This window comes from Flavobacterium sp. PLA-DH12, assembly GCF_059511845.1.
The window spans coordinates 242000-259758 of sequence record NZ_JCAMPD010000007.1 but is presented as its reverse complement, the minus strand read 5'-3'; the positions used below and the strand labels follow the sequence as shown (position 1 = coordinate 259758).

The window sequence follows — 17759 nt, the reverse complement described above, 5'->3', positions numbered from 1 at the left end:
TTTTATTATACGAAAAATGGTTTAGGCCTTTGAGTGTTAACTCAAGACCTAAACCTAGTTCTTAAACTGAGTTTAATTATTTAAGCTCAACAGTAGCTCCAGCCTCTTCTAAAGATTTTTTAAGACCTTCAGCCTCTTCTTTAGAAACACCTTCTTTAACGTTGCTTGGTGCACCGTCAACTACATCTTTAGCTTCTTTAAGACCTAAACCAGTTAATTCTTTAACTAATTTTACAACAGCTAATTTAGAAGCTCCTGCATCTTTCAATACAACTGTAAATTCAGTTTGTGCTTCTTCAGCAGCACCGTCTCCTCCACCAGCAGCAACTACTACAGCAGCAGCAGCAGGCTCGATTCCGTACTCATCTTTTAATATTGTTGCTAATTCGTTAACTTCTTTAACTGTTAAGTTAACTAATTGTTCTGCGAATTGTTTCAAATCTGCCATTTTTTCTATCGTTTAAAATGATTTGTGTAAAAAATATAATTTAATTATTGTGCGCTAATTAAGCAGTAAGGAAGCAAACCCCCTTACGATAATTACTCTGCTCCTTCTTCTTCGCTTCCAGCGAATTTGTTTTGTAAAGCAGAAATAATTCTTTGAGCTGGAGATTGTAATAATCCAATGATTTCTCCAATAAGCTCTTCTTTAGATTTAATTGTAGCTAATGCATCTAATTGGTTGTCCCCAATATATACTTCAGAGTTGATGTAAGCCCCTTTTAAAACTGGTTTATCAGATTTCTTACGGAAATCTTTGATAATTTTTCCAGGTGCGTTAGCAACATCAGAAATAAATATAGCACTGTTACCACTTAAAACTGTAGGTAAATCACCATAATCATTAGAAGAAGCTTCCATTGCTTTTGCAAGCAAAGTGTTCTTTACAACCTCTAATTTGATACCTGCTTTAAAACAAGCTCTACGTAAGTTTGAAGTTGTCTCTGCGTTTAAACCAGAAATATCAGATACATAAATGATATTTGTACCAGCTAACTGCGCAGTTAAATTTTCAATCGCGATTGATTTTTCTTCTCTAGTCATACTAAAAATTTTTAACTACCAATTATACTGCTTTTGGGTCTAATGCGATAGCAGGACTCATTGTGCTTGTAAGGTGAATACCTTTAATGTATGTACCTTTAGCAGCAGTTGGTTTAAGTTTTATTAATGTTTGAATAATTTCGTGTGCGTTGTCAACAATCTGCTCAGCTCCAAAAGAAACTTTACCGATTCCTGCGTGTACGATACCAGTTTTATCAACTTTAAAGTCAATTTTACCAGCTTTAACCTCTTGAACAGCTTTTGCAACATCCATAGTTACAGTACCTGTTTTAGGGTTTGGCATTAAACCTCTAGGACCTAAAATACGACCTAATGGACCTAATTTACCCATTACAGCAGGCATAGTGATGATAACATCAACATCTGTCCAACCGTCTTTAATTTTTTGTAAGTAATCGTCAAGACCAACGTGATCTGCTCCAGCCTCTCTTGCTTCAGCCTCTTTATCTGGAGTAACCAACGCTAATACTTTAACGTCTTTTCCTGTTCCGTGAGGTAAAGTTACCACACCTCTTACCATTTGATTCGCTTTTCTTGGATCAACACCCAAACGAACTGCGATATCAACAGACTCATCAAATTTTGCAGAAGCAACAACTTTAATTAATGCAGCAGCATCTTTTAAAGAGTATAATTTGTTCTTTTCAATTTTTGAAGCAGCCTCTTTTTGCTTTTTTGTTAATTTTGCCATTTCTTTTTCTTAATTAAAAAGGAGCATCTCCTGATACAGTTATACCCATAGATCTAGCTGTTCCAGCAACCATACTCATAGCTTTCTCAATTGTGAAAGCATTTAAGTCTGGCATTTTGTCTTCAGCGATAGTTCTAATTTGTTCCCAAGTAACGCTAGCTACTTTTTTACGATTAGGCTCACCAGAACCAGATTTTAGCTTTGCAGCTTCCATTAACTGAACTGCTGCTGGAGGAGTCTTAACAACAAAATCAAATGATTTGTCTTTGTACACAGTGATTTGCACTGGACAAATTTTGCCAGGTTTATCTTGAGTTCTAGCATTAAATTGCTTACAAAACTCCATGATATTAACCCCAGCAGCTCCTAAAGCAGGTCCAACCGGTGGCGACGGGTTCGCAGCACCTCCCTTAACTTGTAGTTTAACTACCTTACTAATTTCTTTAGCCATTTTTAAAAAATTTAACACTGTAATCAATGGAAGCGATTACAATGGTTTATTATAGTGTAACAAAAAATTATACTTTTTCTACTTGCATAAAACTTAATTCTAATGGAGTTTTTCTTCCGAAAATCTTAACCATTACCTCAAGCTTACGCTTTTCTTCATTGATTTTCTCAACAGATCCATTAAATCCATTGAAAGGTCCATCAATAACCTTAACCGTTTCCCCAACACTAAATGGAATAGAACGAGTATCTGTATTTACAGCTAACTCATCTACTTTACCTAACATACGGTTTACTTCAGAAAGTCTTAAAGGAACAGGTTCTCCACCCTTAGTTTCTCCCAAAAATCCAATAACACTAGTAATTGACTTAATAATATGAGGGATCTCACCAACTAAGTTAGCTTCAATCATAACATATCCAGGAAAGTAAACTTTATCCTTAGATGATTTTTTCCCATCTTTTACAGTAACCACTTTTTCAGTAGGAACTAAAACTTGAGAAACATAATCCTCCATACCTAATCTCGCAATCTCAGTCTCGATATAAGCTTTCACTTTATTTTCTTGACCACTAACCGCTCTAACTACGTACCATTTTTTCACATTATTATCTGCCATCACAAAAAAATTATCCTTTTAACCAGTTAAAAAATCCAGCCAAAGCTTTTGCAAAAAATTCGTCTACTCCCCATGTTGCCAAAGCGAATAAAATCGAAAATACAGCCACAACAATTGTCAATTTTTGAACTTCAGCCCAAGCTGGCCAAGTAACATTTGACTTTAACTCTTCGAAAGCCTCTGATAAATAATTAGTAACTTTTGTCATTTGATATATTTTTTATTGCACGGGCGGAGGGATTCGAACCCCCATCAACGGTTTTGGAGACCGCTATTCTACCCTTGAACTACGCCCGTAATTAAAGCCAGTGATTTCAAATTAAGAAATCACTGGCTTTTATTTATTTATAGAATTACTCTACGATTTCAGTAACCTGACCAGCACCAACTGTTCTACCACCTTCACGGATAGCGAAACGTAAACCTACGTTCATAGCGATTGGGCTTAATAAAGCAACTTCAATAGTTAAGTTATCACCTGGCATTACCATCTCTACACCTGCTGGTAAAGTAATAACTCCTGTCACGTCAGTTGTACGTACGTAAAACTGTGGACGATAGTTATTATGGAATGGAGTGTGACGTCCACCTTCTTCTTTTTTCAAGATATAAACCTCAGCTTTGAATTTAGCGTGTGGTTTTACTGAACCTGGCTTAATAATAACCATACCTCTTTTGATATCAGCTTTATCAATACCTCTTAACAATAAACCTACGTTATCTCCAGCTTCACCTCTATCAAGGATTTTACGGAACATCTCAACCCCTGTAATAGTAGAAGTTAATTTTTCAGCTCCCATACCAATGATTTCAACAGGATCTCCAGTGTTAGCAACTCCAGTTTCGATACGACCTGTAGCAACAGTTCCACGACCTGTAATTGTAAATACGTCCTCAACTGGCATCAAGAATGGTTTAGCAACGTCACGTACTGGCTCTTCGATCCAGTTGTCAACAGCTTCCATTAATTCGATAATTTTAGGTACCCAGTTTGGATCATTGTTTAATCCTCCTAAAGCAGAACCTTGAACTACAGGACCATTATCTCCATCATATTCGTAGAAAGATAATAAATCTCTAATTTCCATTTCAACAAGCTCTAATAACTCAGCATCATCAACCATATCCACTTTGTTCATGAAAACAACGATTCTTGGAATACCAACCTGACGACCTAAAAGAATGTGCTCACGAGTTTGTGGCATTGGACCATCTGTAGCAGCAACTACTAAGATAGCTCCGTCCATTTGAGCAGCACCAGTAACCATGTTCTTTACGTAATCCGCGTGACCTGGACAGTCAACGTGAGCGTAGTGACGGTTAGCAGTTTCGTACTCTACGTGTGATGTATTAATAGTAATACCTCTTTCTTTCTCCTCTGGAGCGTTATCGATTTGATCAAACGATTTTGCTTGACAGTAACCAGCATCTGACAATACTTTTGTAATTGCAGCAGTTAATGTAGTTTTTCCGTGATCTACGTGTCCAATTGTACCTATGTTTAAGTGCGGTTTGGAACGATTAAAATTCTCCTTTGCCATTTTACTTAATTTTTAATCTTAGTTATATATTAATTTTCAATTTCCTACTTACTTGAGCCAATGTCGGGATTTGAACCCGAGACCTCTTCCTTACCAAGGAAGCACTCTACCCCTGAGCTACACCGGCAGAGAGTTCTGATTTGAGATTTCCGAATCCAAACCTCAGATTTTCAACAATCTAAAATCCAAGACCCAAAATCTTAACCTCTTTTTTGTTGTGGGGAGAGCAGGATTCGAACCTGCGAAGTTCACACAGCAGATTTACAGTCTGCCCTCGTTGGCCGCTTGAGTATCTCCCCTAATTTTAAAATTCCATCATTTTAAAGAACCAAATTCCAAATCGCATTTGAAATTTTCTGAGCCGATAGAGGGACTCGAACCCACGACCTGCTGATTACAAATCAGCTGCTCTAGCCAGCTGAGCTACATCGGCGAATGCATTAAAAAAGTCCGCTATTTCTAACGGACTGCAAATGTAGCTATTTTATCTTTTAATCAAAACATTTTTTCAAAAAAAATTTCAATTAAATATGCGCTCTTATTTTTTCCTTCCTTTTTACAAGCAAACGTTCTAACGACTCTGCAGAAAGCTCAACGGCTTCTTCAAATGTTTTACACTGTTTTTTTACCAAAAAATCATCACCAGGAACATTAATCTTTATCTCCACCACCTTATTCTCTTTATCACTTGTTCTTTCAACTTTTAAAAAAACATCTGATGAAACCACTCGATCGTAGTATTTCTCTAGCTTACCCATTCTTTCTTGGATAAAATCGACCAACTTTCTGTCGACAGCAAAATTAACTGCATGAACATCTACCTTCATAATAAAAAATTTAGGATTAACATTTAGAATTACTATTTACTTCTTGGATGCGCACCTTTATATACTTTTTTAAGTTCCGCCAGACTATTATGTGTATAAACCTGTGTAGATGCCAAACTAGAATGCCCTAATAACTCTTTAACTGAATTCAAATCTGCCCCATTATTCAATAGGTGAGTTGCAAAAGTATGCCTAAGCACATGCGGACTTTTTTTTACCTTTTCTGAGACCCTACTAAAGTATGAATTTATTAAACGATAAACAAAAGATTCGCTCAATTTTAACCCTTTTTTCGAAACAAAAAAATAGTCCGAATCAACCAAATTTTCCAAACCATCCCTTTCCTTTATATATAAATCAATCTGATCAGCAATAATTGGTAAAATCGGAATAATGCGCTCTTTATTTCTTTTCCCTAAAACCTTAATTGCATTACTTGAACGATCAACATTTTTAATCATCAAATGAATTAATTCCGCACGACGCATTCCTGTAACATAAAACATCTCCACAATAAGCCTATCCCGAATCTCTTCAAAACCAACAGAGACATCTATAACCTCAAGCAGATCTTTAAGCTCTTTTTCCGAAAAAGGAACCTGAATCACTTTCGGAGTTTTCAATGACCTATGCTTCAACATGGGACTAACCTCTATTTGTTTTGATTTTAAAAGAAACTTATAAAAAGCTTTCAAAGAAGCCATTTTTCTATTAACAGAAACATTTGAAATATCCTGATCAACTAAAAAAACAATCCAGCTTCTCACCTGACCATAATTTACCAAATCAATACTTTCCTGATCAAAAGACTCCTTCACAAAAGACTCAAAAGACATTATATCATTCAAGTAAGCCCCAACCGTATGCGAAGAATATTTTTTTTCCAGCAAAAGATAATCCGAAAAAGCCTCTTTATTCGTTTTCATAAAATCTAAAAATTAAGCATAAAAAAAACCGTTAGCATCAAAATTAAAACATTTTGACCACTAACGGTAATTATTTTCTAAAAGCTGATATTAACTTTCTAAACTATCTTTCAAGCCTTGAATGTAAGCCGCTTTTTGGATTTGAGCTCTTTTGATAACAGAAGGCTTAATAAAAGCAGTACGTGCTCTTAATTGACGAACAGTTCCTGTTTTATCAAATTTTCTTTTATAGCGCTTTAATGCTCTATCGATATTTTCTCCGTCTTTAATTGGTATAATTAACATAATATAGACACCTCCTCTCGTTAAGGCTGCAAATGTATGTATTAATTATTAATTATGAGTTATAAATTTTGAATTATTTTTCATTTAAGGCTTAAAACCGGAAAGAAAACCATTCCTCATGCACTGCATTTACCTTTTAAACGCTGTTATTTCAACAGATTTCTAGAAATAACCAACTTTTGAATTTCAGTTGTTCCTTCTCCTATAGTACATAATTTAGAATCTCTGTAGAACTTTTCTACAGGAAAATCTTTAGTATAGCCATAACCTCCATGAATCTGAACCGCATCATTTGCAATTTTTACACATGCTTCAGAAGCATACATTTTTGCCATAGCTCCAGCGGTAGTTACTTGTTTATGCTGTTGTTTTAAAAAAGCAGCTTTATGCAGCAATAATTCCGAAGCTTCAATCTCTGTCGCCATATCAGCCAATTTAAAAGAGATTCCCTGAAAATTACTAATAGGTTGGCCAAACTGATGTCTTTCTTTTGAATATTTCAATGCCGCTTCATACGCTCCTTTTGCAATTCCTAAAGAAAGAGCTCCGATAGAGATTCTTCCGCCATCAAGAATTTTCATAGCCTGAACAAAACCTTCACCTACTTCTCCTAATCTATTTGAATCAGGAACGCGGCAGCTGTCAAAAACCAATTCAGCAGTTTCACTTGCCCTCATTCCTAATTTATTTTCTTTTTTGCCAGACGAAAAACCTTTCATCCCTTTTTCAAATACAAAAGCTGTCATTCCTTTAGAATCACCTTTTTCACCAGTACGAACTATTACAACAGCAATATCTCCAGATATACCATGCGTAATAAAGTTTTTTGCCCCATTTACAATCCAATGGTCACCATCTTTAACAGCGGTTGTATTCATTCCTCCAGCATCAGAACCAGTATTATGCTCGGTTAGACCCCACGCTCCTATATGTTCAGCTGTAGCCAGTTTCGGAAGCCATTTTTTCTTTTGCTCTTCATTTCCAAAAGTTAAGATATGATTGGTGCATAAAGAGTTATGCGCCGCAACCGACAATCCTATTGACGGATCTACCTTAGAAATTTCTTCAATTATTGTAACATATTCATGATAACCTAGACCCGAACCGCCATATTCCTCTGGAACCAAAACTCCCATGAAGCCCATCTCGCCAAGTTGCTTAAATAACTTAATTGGAAAAATTTGCGCTTCGTCCCATTCCATTATATGAGGTCTAATATTCTTTTCTGCAAAGTCTTTTATAGACTGTGCAATCATTAGTTGTGTTTCGTTGTAATCAAAGTTCATGAGTTAGTTTCTTTTTTAGAACTCCAAATATAAACTAATTATTTTTGCTTTTTCAACAGGAAAATCTTTAATTTTTGCTAAATCCTCAATATTTTTAAAATCCCCATTCATACTTCGGTAAGTCACTATTTGTTTTGCAAGACCATATCTAAAGTATGAAAACTGAGCCAACTCCTTTAATGACGCCTCATTTACGTTTATTTTCTTCAAGGTCGAAGGAATCACAGCTTTAAAATGCCCATTTAATTCATTTATAACTTCTGGCGAAAGTCCCCAAATCTCTTTCATCTGCTCCATTGACACAAACGCCCCTATGATTTCTTTCTGCTTTAAGATTCTAGACGACAACCCTTCTCCAATTCCGTAGATTTTCATCAAATCTTCTTGCGTTGCCAGATTAATATCCAATATTTCAAGTTTTTCTTTTTTTGGAAAACTCTTAATACTGAATTTTTTTTTCTCAGCAGTATAATTACTTTTATTTTGTTTCCAATCTGGAAATTTAAACAAAGGAGATATTTTATTTAACAAGGAATCAGAAATACCAGTAACTTTTTGAAACTCTTCCGCTGAGTTTACATATTTATTCTCTTTTCGAAATGCCATTAAACGATCGATTTCTTGTACCGACATTCCAAGCTTGTATCCTTTATAATCAGAAATAAAATTAGGGTTGAAAAGATAGTTAGATGGCTTCGTATTTTTATTTGTTAATTTCTCCTGATCAATCTCTGATTGTAAAGCAAGCCATTCTTCTTTCCCTTGGCTTTTAGTTTCAGAAATATTAAAATCAGATAAAAAATAAAACAACTGCAAAACTATCATTATAATGAAGAGCATAAAAATGCCTATCCGTTGCTGTTTTGTAAAATAAAAATAACTATTTAAAAACTTAAAATTCATCGCAAAAAGTGTCTTTAAAAAATAAAACAAGAAAAATCCTTCAAATTTATCAAGAAAATAAGTAAGAAAAGTAGTTTTTAAAAAATTATCGAATCTCTTATAAAAGACCAATTAATTTAATGAATATCAATACTTAGAGAAAGTTTCTTACGACTACTGTAAAAAAATCAAAGATTTTATAACTTAAAAGATGATAATTGTTTTTATTTTTTACAAAAAACAATACATTTGGCACTTAATAACAAATAAACCAATAAAATAATATGTCAATTTGGAGAGTAAAACCTATATCTGCCTTTGAGGCCGATATGAAAAAAAGTGATTTAAAGAGAGTCCTAGGAAAATGGAGTCTTACTGCCATTGGTGTTGGTGCCATTATCGGTGGGGGAATTTTTGTACTTACAGGTACTGGGGCTTATTATCATGCAGGACCAGCATTAGCTATTTCGTTTATCATAGCAGGTATTGCTTGTGTTTTTGCGGCTCTTTGCTATTCTGAATTTGCTTCTATTTTACCTGTGGAAGGATCAGCTTATGCTTATGCTTACGGTACTATTGGAGAAGTTTTTGCCTGGATCATTGGTTGGGGACTAATACTTGAATATGCAATGGGATCGATGACTGTAGCGGTTTCCTGGTCCGGATATTTTAATAAATTGCTCAAAATATTTCACATTCACCTTCCTGATTGGTTAACTACAGATCCTGCAAGCTACACTGGAGAAGGTTTTTCTATGAATCTTCCAGCTTTCTTGATCGTTCTTTTAGTTATTTCATTACTTATTAAAGGAACAAAAAGTGCTGCTAAAGCCAATAATGCAATTGTTATCCTTAAAGTATCTGCTGTAATCTTTGTAATTATTGCTGGTCTTTTCTTTATTAATACAGCAAACTGGAGCCCGTTTATTCCTGAAGCAACTCAGATCATTGAAAAAGAAACTACACACAATGCCTATGGAATTGGAGGTATTATCTCTGGAGCAGCAGCTATTTTCTTTGCTTATGTTGGTTTCGATGCCGTTTCTACACAAGCTGGAGAAGCTATTAATCCTAAAAAAGATGTTCCTTTTGCAATTATTGCTTCTTTATTAATTTGTACTACATTATATATTCTTGTTTCTTTAGTATTAACAGGAATGATGAATTACCAAGACTTTAACCCACTAGGAAAATATCCTGAAGCTATCAAAGCTCCTGTTGCTTATGCATTTGATATTGCAGGACAAGGCTGGGCTGGCTCTATTATTACTGTTGCTGCAACTATTGGTTTGGTTTCAGTATTAATGGTAATGATCATGGGACAATCTAGAATTTTCCTTGGAATGTCTAAAGATGGTTTAATTCCTTCTGTTTTCTCTAAAGTAAACCCTATTTCTGGAACTCCAAAAACGAACTTAATGATTCTTGGAGCCATTATTGCAACTGTTGCTGCTTTTACACCAATCAACAAATTGGCTGACATGACAAGTTTTGGTACTTTGTTTGCCTTTACAATGGTTTGTATTGCCGTGTGGATTTTAAGAGTAAAACAACCAGGATTAACCAGAACATTTAAAGTTCCTGCTTTACCAGTTATTGCGGTATTAGGAATTGCAATCAATTCTTATTTAATTTTTAATTTAAGTAAAGATGCACAGTTATTATCTTTTGGATGGCTTATTGTTGGTATAATTGTATACTTTGGATACAGCAAGAAAAGATCAAAACTTAACAATCCTACTGAGGAATAATAAATACAACTTCATAAAAAAAGCTCCAAATTAAAATTTGGAGCTTTTTTTATAAATCAAATACTGATGTTCTTTTTGAGCGAATTAAATCTTTTAGGCGAATCCAGAAAGCGAGAGTCAAGTAGACTCCAAATCCTAATCCGGCTGTAACAAAAGAAATGTATATAAAAAATAAACGAACGCTAGTAACACGCATTCCGAGTTTATCTGCTAGTCTTGAAGAAACATGAAAACCATATTTTTCAAAAAAGAATTTAAGTTTTAAAATTGCTGACATTTTCTGATTTTAGATTTTATATTTCCTTCGACTTCGCCTAGGATGACAAAAATACAAATTATCTCATTACCCCATTTTCTATTTCTCTAATTATTTTTAAGCAGCTCTAATCCGATAGCACACTTAAGACATGCCTTATGATCACAATATTCATTTTTAAGCTCTAGCAATCCCTGACTTTCAAATGCTGATTGAGGCTTTATTCCAAACGAATTAAACTTATCAATAATAACATTTTTCTCAGAAGCCATTTCATTCATAAAATCAATCAAATCTTCGATTATTAATTCTCCTCTAATATTGGAATAAGCAAATTGAAGCGGAATTATAGTATTGATAATCAATAAATCTACAAACGATTTTGAAAGCATTTTGGATTTCTTCGGACTTTCTTTATCAAACTGATAATGATTCTGCCAATAAGAACTTGCAGAAACACTCAATAGATGATATACTTCTTCAACAGATTTTAAATCAATTATTTTTGAAAACAGGTTTTGATGTTTATAATATAAAGATGCCAATTGAGAAAGCCTTATCGTTGGAAAATTATCTGGACGAAGTTTAAAAAACTGAAGAGGATCTGTATAAGTCTTTTCTATTTGATATTTATGTCGTAAATAAAAATAGCGAAATTGTAAATCTTTATAATAAACATCCTCTTTCTCTGCTTCTAACAATCCTGAAGTTCCAAAAAGCAACGCTTCTAGATTTTCGGCTTCAAAACTTTCTTTTCTTATTACTGAAAACGGAATTGCTTTTGAAATCTGCAGAAAGGAATTTCCATTGGTATTTAAACCAAAATTCCTTGCTAGAAGACAAAATAAGACCGCTTCCCAATCCTGATTGGTTTCTTCTAATAATTGATAAATAAATTTAGATTTTCGCTCTAATCGCTCAAAAAACAATCTTTCTTGCCAATTCGTAATTACAAATTTGTCAATTGCTTTTAATTGTCTTTCACAAGAAATCCATGTTTTTGGAGCAAATAATGCATTATAATTTTCGATTATTTCTTTTGGGATATAATCTTTAAGAACCAAAACAGGAATCTCAGTGTTATTCTCTCTAAAAATAGCTGTATCATTCTCCCATACTACATGAAGAATGACATTTTTATAAGCTGGATCTTTTTCGTGGTTATGCAAATACCAATCTGAAGATTTTAAATGGATCTCTACATTGCCAGCCCATTTTTGGTTTCCGATTTCTATATGTGCATTAAAAAAATCAGGCCCAGCAAGCTCTAAATAATCGCCAGTCTTAAGAATAGTAATTGGCTCACCTTGAGCTGATTTTAAATTCAAGCTGTCAAATTTCTTGAATCTCCATACATAATGAAGGAAGTCTTCTTTCATTTTAGATTTTATAATGAATTACAAAATCTAAAATAACAAAAATTTAATATTATTCTTACAAATAAGATAAATTTATTTAACGAAGCATGTACAATTTAGCGCAGGCCCTAGCATCTGACAATGCCTCATGGTGATTGAGCCGAATATCCATTTCGCGGCAGCAATCACTTAATTTGGTAGGTTTTATGCCTTTTGCTTTATAAATCTTTACCGTGCATTCCCATTTTGCAGCGATATTCAAATCCTCATAGTTTAAACCATGAAGCAACATTGTTTTCATTAAAACATTACGGTCAAAGCTTTCATTATGCGCCACTACAACTCTATTTTTTAGCCTTCTCTCTATCTCAGGATATATCTGAAAGAACGATTTTGCATTGACAGTATCTTTAGGATAAATTCCGTGAACGCGAATTGTAAACGGATTATATACATTATTAGGCGGTTTTATTAAAGATACATACTCGTCAATAATAATTCCGTTTTCGACTGTAACAATACCAACTGAGCATGGATGATATCCCGTTGCAGTTTCAAAATCAATAGCTGTAAAATTCATATTTTATTTTTAAAAGGCAAATCCATAAATCCAATTGTTTTACAATAAGATTTATGGATTATTTTTATTTGCAATGGCTTATTTTATTGAACCAATAATATCATATTTAGTAATAATATGGTGATGTCCGTTTCCTAAATCGACCAAAACAGCATCATTTTCTTTGCTGAAAAGTTTTGAAACTTCTTCGATTGGCGTTCCTAATTTTACGATTGGGAAAGGTTTCCCCATTACCTCTTTAATTGGTTTTTCGGCAACGTTTTTATCAGCAACATAACTTCTAAATAAATCGGTTTCATCTACAGAACCCACAAATCCATTGATATCAACCACCGGAATCTGCGAAATTTTATATTTACGCATACGCTCAATTGCATGAGAAACTAATTCTTCTGTACGCACAACAATTAACTCTTTATCAATATGATCCTTAATAACGTCTTCTGCTTTTGTTATGTTTTCTTCCAAGAATCCACGTTCACGCATCCAGTCATCGTTGAACATTTTACCTACATATCGGCTTCCAGAATCGTGAAATAATACCACAACAACATCTTCTGGCTTAAAGTGCTCTTTCAGCTGTAACAAGCCTTTTATACAAGCTCCTGCTGAATTTCCAACAAAAATACCTTCTTCAAGAGCAATCTTTCTGGTATAAACTGCTGCATCTTTATCAGTTACTTTTGTAAAACCGTCAATTAAAGAAAAATCAACATTTTTTGGCAAAATATCTTCTCCAATACCTTCAGTAATATAAGAGTAGATTTCGTTCTCATCGAAGATTCCTGTTTCATGGTATTTTTTGAAAACAGAACCATAAGTATCGATTCCCCAGATTTTGATATTTGGGTTTTGCTCTTTCAAGTATTTTCCAACTCCAGAAATAGTTCCGCCTGTTCCTACTCCAACAACAAAATGCGTAATTTTTCCTTCCGTCTGTTTCCAGATTTCAGGTCCAGTCTGTTCGTAATGCGCCAACGAATTTGACATGTTATCGTACTGATTTACATACCAAGAATTTGGTGTTTCTTCTGCTAAACGTTTTGAAACAGAATAATAAGAACGTGGATCTGTAGGTTCAACATCTGTAGGGCAAACAACAACTTTTGCACCAACAGCGCGAAGGATATCCATTTTCTCTTTTGACTGTTTGTCTGAGATTACACAAATTAATTTGTATCCTTTTACGATTGCAACAAGCGCAAGTCCCATTCCTGTATTTCCAGAAGTTCCTTCTATAATAGTTCCTCCTGGTTTAAGTCTGCCATCTGCCTCTGCATCTTCAATCATTTTTACCGCCATTCTGTCTTTTACAGAATTACCAGGATTAAAGGTTTCGACTTTTGCCAATACTAACGCATCAATTTCAGCAACAATTTTGTTGAGTTTTACCAATGGCGTGTTACCAATTGTTTCTAAAATGTTATTTGAAAAGTCCATTTTTATTTAAGTTTTATTAAGTGGTTCTAAATAAAAAACAAGCCAGTTTTATTGGAAGAAATTCCAAACCAGACCAAAACGCAACACAAAATCACGATACGGATTATGAGGCGCCGCATAATAATTGCTTTGTGTAAATAAAGCATTAAAATGTTCTGCTTTTAAGTAAAAACGAGTCTGACGTATTCTGGCATTTACAAAGAAATCGAATGTTGCAAAACCTCCAATTTTCTTATCCTGCTGTACAAAAAATTCTGCAATTACAGGGTTATAATCATCTCCGTAGTATTTTGTCATATAATTAAATACAAGCCCTGTTTGCATAAACAATGCTTTTTTAAAGAAATGATTTGAATAATAGAATGTATTTCTAGTTACAAAATCAGGCACATTTAAAATTAAATCTGACTGGTCTACTTTCTGATACAAAAGTGTATTATCTAGTGCAAAAGGCCCAAATTTAAACTCTCGGCTTGCTTTTATTTCTAGATAGTTAATCGCGTTACCGTACTGCATTGGCTTAACAATCTGCTCACTCGCAGCTTTTTCTGCAGTTGTGGCCATATCCGTAAAATACAAATGATCATTTAAAACCGTATACTGAACCTGCCCTGTTAACCAAGGCGTTGTAATCTCTGCGCTTAACGAATTAATTTTTTCGTTTTTAAAATTATTAGACCAATTGTAAGAAACCCAGCTACTTTGGTACAAATTATAATTGTTGTTTGGCAGTTTATTGATGTTGCGGTATCTAAAATCAAATTTGATTTTTTCGCTCATATCATATCGCAACTTAGCATCTAAATCTGAAAGCGATTCATTGGTTATTGATCTTGAATATAAAAATCGACCATTCCATTTGTTTTTCTGATATTCATACTGAGCACCGAAATTATTAAACTGTAAAAACAAATTATCTGGAACCGCATTTCCTGCAGCATCAACAATAATTCGGTTGTACTTATAATTGGATCTGTAATCGTCTATAAAAAATATAAATTTCCCTAAAAGCGAATTCTCATAAGCTGCTCCTACCTTATTATACAGTCTTTCATATTTAGTCTGATCGTTAATATTACTAGCTGCATAAGATTCTCCAAATCGCTGTATACGTGTGGTAGAACCGTCGTTGGCTGTTATCGTTGAGATTACCGTTGGCTGCTTATATTCATAATCTTTATATTCGTAGTTAAACTGATGCGTTATGTATAAATTATTGCTTCCATCGGTTGGGTTCACTCTAAATGCGTGATCAAAAAACAATCTTCTTCCTTTTAAAAAGGATTCCGCATCAGTCAAATAAACCTGTAATCGCTGTCTATTTTTATAATCTTTATTATCGCTTTCAAAATCAGCATCGTTTGTAATACCGCCATTTTCTTCATTCATTATGTCCTGATTCGTAAAATGTGCATTTATCGCATAACGTTTGTCGGTTGTCGCATAACTGGTTGTAATTCTTAAATTTCCAGCACTAACCAATTGGTTATTATAATCCCCTTCAGATCTTAGTCCTTTATAAGCAATAGAGAAATTAAGATTTTTAGAAGCATTTAATGTGATAAAAGAATCTACATTTTGTCCTTTTTTTATTGTTGTATTAAAAAACAACTCTGTAAAAGGTGTTGCAACAGAGTAATATCTAATTTGATCTGCCTGCATATAAATAGAGTGTTTTCCTTTAAAACCAATTTCAGGATAAGGCGAGAAGCTATTCAAACTATATTGAAGTGTATTTAATGGCTGTCCAATATTAGAAAACTCCTGAAGTCCGAAAAGATCTTTTCTTAGATGATTCTGTCTGTAAGCACTTTTAATAGTAAGTGAAGTATCAGCATAAATGGTATCGTGTTCTAAGGTCACAATTTTATACTGATCTATTGTAGCTATTTTTTGCTTTTTCTTTTTTACGGAATCATTAATACTTGAATATTCCGTATTCATATCTAAATTATTTTTTGGAGCAGTTTTTTTTTCTTGCGAAAACAATAAAGTTGGAACAACTAATAGATATAGAAAAATGAATATTCTCATTTGATGGCTTTATATAAATTTATTTTGACAAAATTTGCTAGGCAAAGGTAAGATAAAAACGTATAAACGAAAAAACATAATATATAATATAGGAGTAGAATCGTTTCAGTCTTTTGCAAACGAAAACCCCGTATACAAAAGTATACGGGGCTTTCAAAAAAAAATCAAAATATTTATTTTTCTTATTCCCAAGCTGGGTATAATTCATTTTGAATCATCAACTTCATTGATATCAGGTATATTCTAAAAATTAGAATTTATCCCAGAACAATTTAGTGTTTAATAAATCTCCACCAATATCAGAAGCTGCTTTAGTATAATTTGCTTTATTGATACTTGCTTCTGCACCTGGATAAGTATATCTAACAGGCACTGTGAAAATAAGTTTGTTTATAGCTGCTTGAGGCGCTTTTAAAACTGGGAAATCCAATCTTCTGTAAGATGTCCATGCTTCGTATCCTCTGTTATAAAGAGCAAACCATGCTTGAGTACCAATTTTTTCTTTATACGTTGCTCCACTTAATGGATTGTTGTAATCTACTTTTGGGCTCGCAATATAAGCATCAATAGCAGCAGTATTAGTAACTCCCCAGTCTGCCATAGAAGCTCTAATACCAGCATCGTAGTATACTTTTGCTTGAGCAGAACCACCTGGAATTAAGCTTTTCTCTGCAGCTTCTGCTAATAAGAAATTCAACTCCGCAAAATCAAAGATAGTTCCAGGAAAAGCCGGATTGTTTAATGTCGAAGTTATTTGTGAGTAAGTCGTATAAACATTTGCTGAACCGTACGTTCCACCAACAAATGTTCTTCCTGCAGGAATAACTGGAGCTGGAGAAGTTAGATTCGTAAAAAATTTAGGCATCCTTGGGTCACCACCTGGAACAATAGCGTCCATAGCAGAAACAAAAGGCTCAGCAGGAATAAAATCAAATCTTTGGCTAGTTACTAAATCAGCGTACAACGGATTTTGGTTTCCTGATGTAGTCAAATAAGTCAATTTTGTATTATCATTGTTATTAGCCAAAGCACCAGAAGCAAGAGCTGCCTGAACTTGAGCAGTTGCATAAGCCGGATCAATATCAGACATATTAACAGCCATTCTAATTATCAATGAATTAGCAAATTTTGCCCATTTTGCTGTACTTGCAGCATTACCTTGATAGATAATATCTGCCGCACCAAAGTTAGCTGCTGCACTATTTGTTTTTAAGATCGCAACATCTGCATTTAATCTTTTAATAAGATCCTGATAGATCGTTTTTGCATCATCATAAGCTGGCAAAGGATATTTCTCAATATCAATTGCTTGCGAATAAGGAATATTTCCAAAAGTATCTACCAATACACTATAAGCGTAAGCTTCTAAAATATCAATAAGCGCTAATTTATTTTGCTTAACTGCTTCGTCAGCAGGAGTTGCAGTAGTTGTTGCAGCGATCATAACTCTTGAATCGTGAAAATCAGCTAGAACATCTCTGTACAAAACCAAAAAGTGCGTATCAGGAATTTTTCTGTTTGTAATGTTGTACTGACTTTCATCTGGATAAGTGGTCTCTGCCCATTGTTGTGCAAATAATCTAAAAACATTATTATTCACACTAGTGCTAACCATTTGATCGACTAATTTTTTCTCAGCATTTGTAAACAAATATTCCGCTTTGGTTGTTGTTGGTCTTTTCGGATCAACATTCATATCTGTAATGTCCTGGCTGCACGAAACCATCATCCCTACCACAGACATTAATAAAAGTACTTTTTTCATGA

Annotated in this window: 19 protein-coding genes and 4 tRNA genes; 1 reads left to right on the top strand and 22 read right to left on the bottom strand. The window is 34.0% G+C overall.

Going from position 1 to position 17759, the window contains the following annotated elements; genetic code table 11:
* Nucleotides 1–76 precede the first annotated feature (76 nt).
* The 16 genes from rplL to AC5ZCW_RS15560 all read right to left on the bottom strand — a co-directional run bounded on the left by rplL (nucleotide 77) and on the right by AC5ZCW_RS15560 (nucleotide 8594).
* Nucleotides 77–448, bottom strand: coding sequence for a 50S ribosomal protein L7/L12 (gene rplL / locus AC5ZCW_RS15635; protein WP_008466917.1), 372 nt, complete (start codon nucleotides 446–448; stop codon nucleotides 77–79).
* Between the two features lie 92 nt (nucleotides 449–540).
* Complete coding sequence (gene rplJ, locus AC5ZCW_RS15630; RefSeq protein ID WP_111422296.1) at nucleotides 541–1044, bottom strand: 50S ribosomal protein L10; 504 nt, start codon at nucleotides 1042–1044, stop codon at nucleotides 541–543.
* Nucleotides 1045–1066: 22 nt separating this feature from the next.
* Nucleotides 1067–1756 carry a 50S ribosomal protein L1 gene (gene rplA / locus AC5ZCW_RS15625; protein ID WP_025572415.1) on the bottom strand — a complete coding sequence of 230 codons (690 nt, stop codon included), beginning with the start codon at nucleotides 1754–1756 and terminating at the stop codon, nucleotides 1067–1069.
* A gap of 13 nt (nucleotides 1757–1769) precedes the next feature.
* A complete protein-coding gene (rplK, locus tag AC5ZCW_RS15620) occupies nucleotides 1770–2207 on the bottom strand; it encodes a 50S ribosomal protein L11 (RefSeq protein ID WP_008466923.1) in 438 nt (145 codons plus the stop codon).
* A gap of 67 nt (nucleotides 2208–2274) precedes the next feature.
* A complete protein-coding gene (gene nusG / locus AC5ZCW_RS15615) occupies nucleotides 2275–2826 on the bottom strand; it encodes a transcription termination/antitermination protein NusG (RefSeq protein WP_008466925.1) in 552 nt (183 codons plus the stop codon).
* Between the two features lie 10 nt (nucleotides 2827–2836).
* Nucleotides 2837–3034, bottom strand: coding sequence for a preprotein translocase subunit SecE (secE, locus tag AC5ZCW_RS15610; RefSeq protein WP_008466927.1), 198 nt, complete (start codon nucleotides 3032–3034; stop codon nucleotides 2837–2839).
* 18 nt (nucleotides 3035–3052) lie between these two features.
* Nucleotides 3053–3123, bottom strand: a tRNA-Trp gene (locus AC5ZCW_RS15605).
* A 56-nt stretch (nucleotides 3124–3179) separates the two neighbouring features.
* Complete coding sequence (gene tuf / locus AC5ZCW_RS15600) at nucleotides 3180–4367, bottom strand: elongation factor Tu (RefSeq protein ID WP_109192121.1); 1188 nt, start codon at nucleotides 4365–4367, stop codon at nucleotides 3180–3182.
* A gap of 55 nt (nucleotides 4368–4422) precedes the next feature.
* Nucleotides 4423–4494: transfer RNA gene (locus tag AC5ZCW_RS15595), tRNA-Thr, on the bottom strand.
* A gap of 91 nt (nucleotides 4495–4585) precedes the next feature.
* Nucleotides 4586–4666, bottom strand: a tRNA-Tyr gene (locus AC5ZCW_RS15590).
* 60 nt (nucleotides 4667–4726) lie between these two features.
* Nucleotides 4727–4800, bottom strand: a tRNA-Thr gene (locus AC5ZCW_RS15585).
* A 91-nt stretch (nucleotides 4801–4891) separates the two neighbouring features.
* Complete coding sequence (gene hpf / locus AC5ZCW_RS15580; protein ID WP_179001097.1) at nucleotides 4892–5194, bottom strand: ribosome hibernation-promoting factor, HPF/YfiA family; 303 nt, start codon at nucleotides 5192–5194, stop codon at nucleotides 4892–4894.
* A gap of 32 nt (nucleotides 5195–5226) precedes the next feature.
* A complete protein-coding gene (locus AC5ZCW_RS15575; RefSeq protein ID WP_496120771.1) occupies nucleotides 5227–6120 on the bottom strand; it encodes a tyrosine-type recombinase/integrase in 894 nt (297 codons plus the stop codon).
* 90 nt (nucleotides 6121–6210) lie between these two features.
* Nucleotides 6211–6405, bottom strand: a complete 195-nt coding sequence (gene rpsU / locus AC5ZCW_RS15570) for a 30S ribosomal protein S21 (RefSeq protein ID WP_026730435.1) — start codon at nucleotides 6403–6405, stop codon at nucleotides 6211–6213.
* 146 nt (nucleotides 6406–6551) lie between these two features.
* Nucleotides 6552–7691, bottom strand: coding sequence for an acyl-CoA dehydrogenase family protein (locus AC5ZCW_RS15565; protein ID WP_496120770.1), 1140 nt, complete (start codon nucleotides 7689–7691; stop codon nucleotides 6552–6554).
* A gap of 15 nt (nucleotides 7692–7706) precedes the next feature.
* Nucleotides 7707–8594, bottom strand: a complete 888-nt coding sequence (locus AC5ZCW_RS15560; protein WP_496120769.1) for a helix-hairpin-helix domain-containing protein — start codon at nucleotides 8592–8594, stop codon at nucleotides 7707–7709.
* A gap of 263 nt (nucleotides 8595–8857) precedes the next feature.
* Between AC5ZCW_RS15560 and AC5ZCW_RS15555 the strand changes: the two genes are divergently transcribed.
* Entirely contained in the window at nucleotides 8858–10324 is a 1467-nt protein-coding gene (locus AC5ZCW_RS15555; protein ID WP_343542722.1) for an APC family permease, read from the top strand.
* Nucleotides 10325–10373: 49 nt separating this feature from the next.
* On the opposite strand, the gene AC5ZCW_RS15550 is transcribed toward AC5ZCW_RS15555, so the two are convergent.
* The 6 genes from AC5ZCW_RS15550 to AC5ZCW_RS15525 form a co-directional block, all read right to left on the bottom strand.
* A complete protein-coding gene (locus AC5ZCW_RS15550) occupies nucleotides 10374–10601 on the bottom strand; it encodes a PspC family transcriptional regulator (protein WP_008466940.1) in 228 nt (75 codons plus the stop codon).
* Nucleotides 10602–10687: 86 nt separating this feature from the next.
* The gene (locus tag AC5ZCW_RS15545) at nucleotides 10688–11959 is read right to left on the bottom strand and encodes a DUF2851 family protein (protein WP_496120768.1); all 1272 of its coding nucleotides are present in this window, start codon (nucleotides 11957–11959) and stop codon (nucleotides 10688–10690) included.
* Between the two features lie 76 nt (nucleotides 11960–12035).
* Nucleotides 12036–12518 (bottom strand): 3'-5' exonuclease, encoded by a 483-nt coding sequence (locus tag AC5ZCW_RS15540; protein WP_496120767.1) that lies wholly within the window; start codon nucleotides 12516–12518, stop codon nucleotides 12036–12038.
* A gap of 78 nt (nucleotides 12519–12596) precedes the next feature.
* Complete coding sequence (locus tag AC5ZCW_RS15535; protein WP_281631384.1) at nucleotides 12597–13958, bottom strand: pyridoxal-phosphate dependent enzyme; 1362 nt, start codon at nucleotides 13956–13958, stop codon at nucleotides 12597–12599.
* Between the two features lie 48 nt (nucleotides 13959–14006).
* Entirely contained in the window at nucleotides 14007–15992 is a 1986-nt protein-coding gene (locus tag AC5ZCW_RS15530; protein WP_343542731.1) for a putative porin, read from the bottom strand.
* A gap of 250 nt (nucleotides 15993–16242) precedes the next feature.
* Nucleotides 16243–17757, bottom strand: coding sequence for a SusD/RagB family nutrient-binding outer membrane lipoprotein (locus AC5ZCW_RS15525; RefSeq protein WP_496120766.1), 1515 nt, complete (start codon nucleotides 17755–17757; stop codon nucleotides 16243–16245).
* Between the last annotated feature and the right edge of the window lie 2 nt (nucleotides 17758–17759).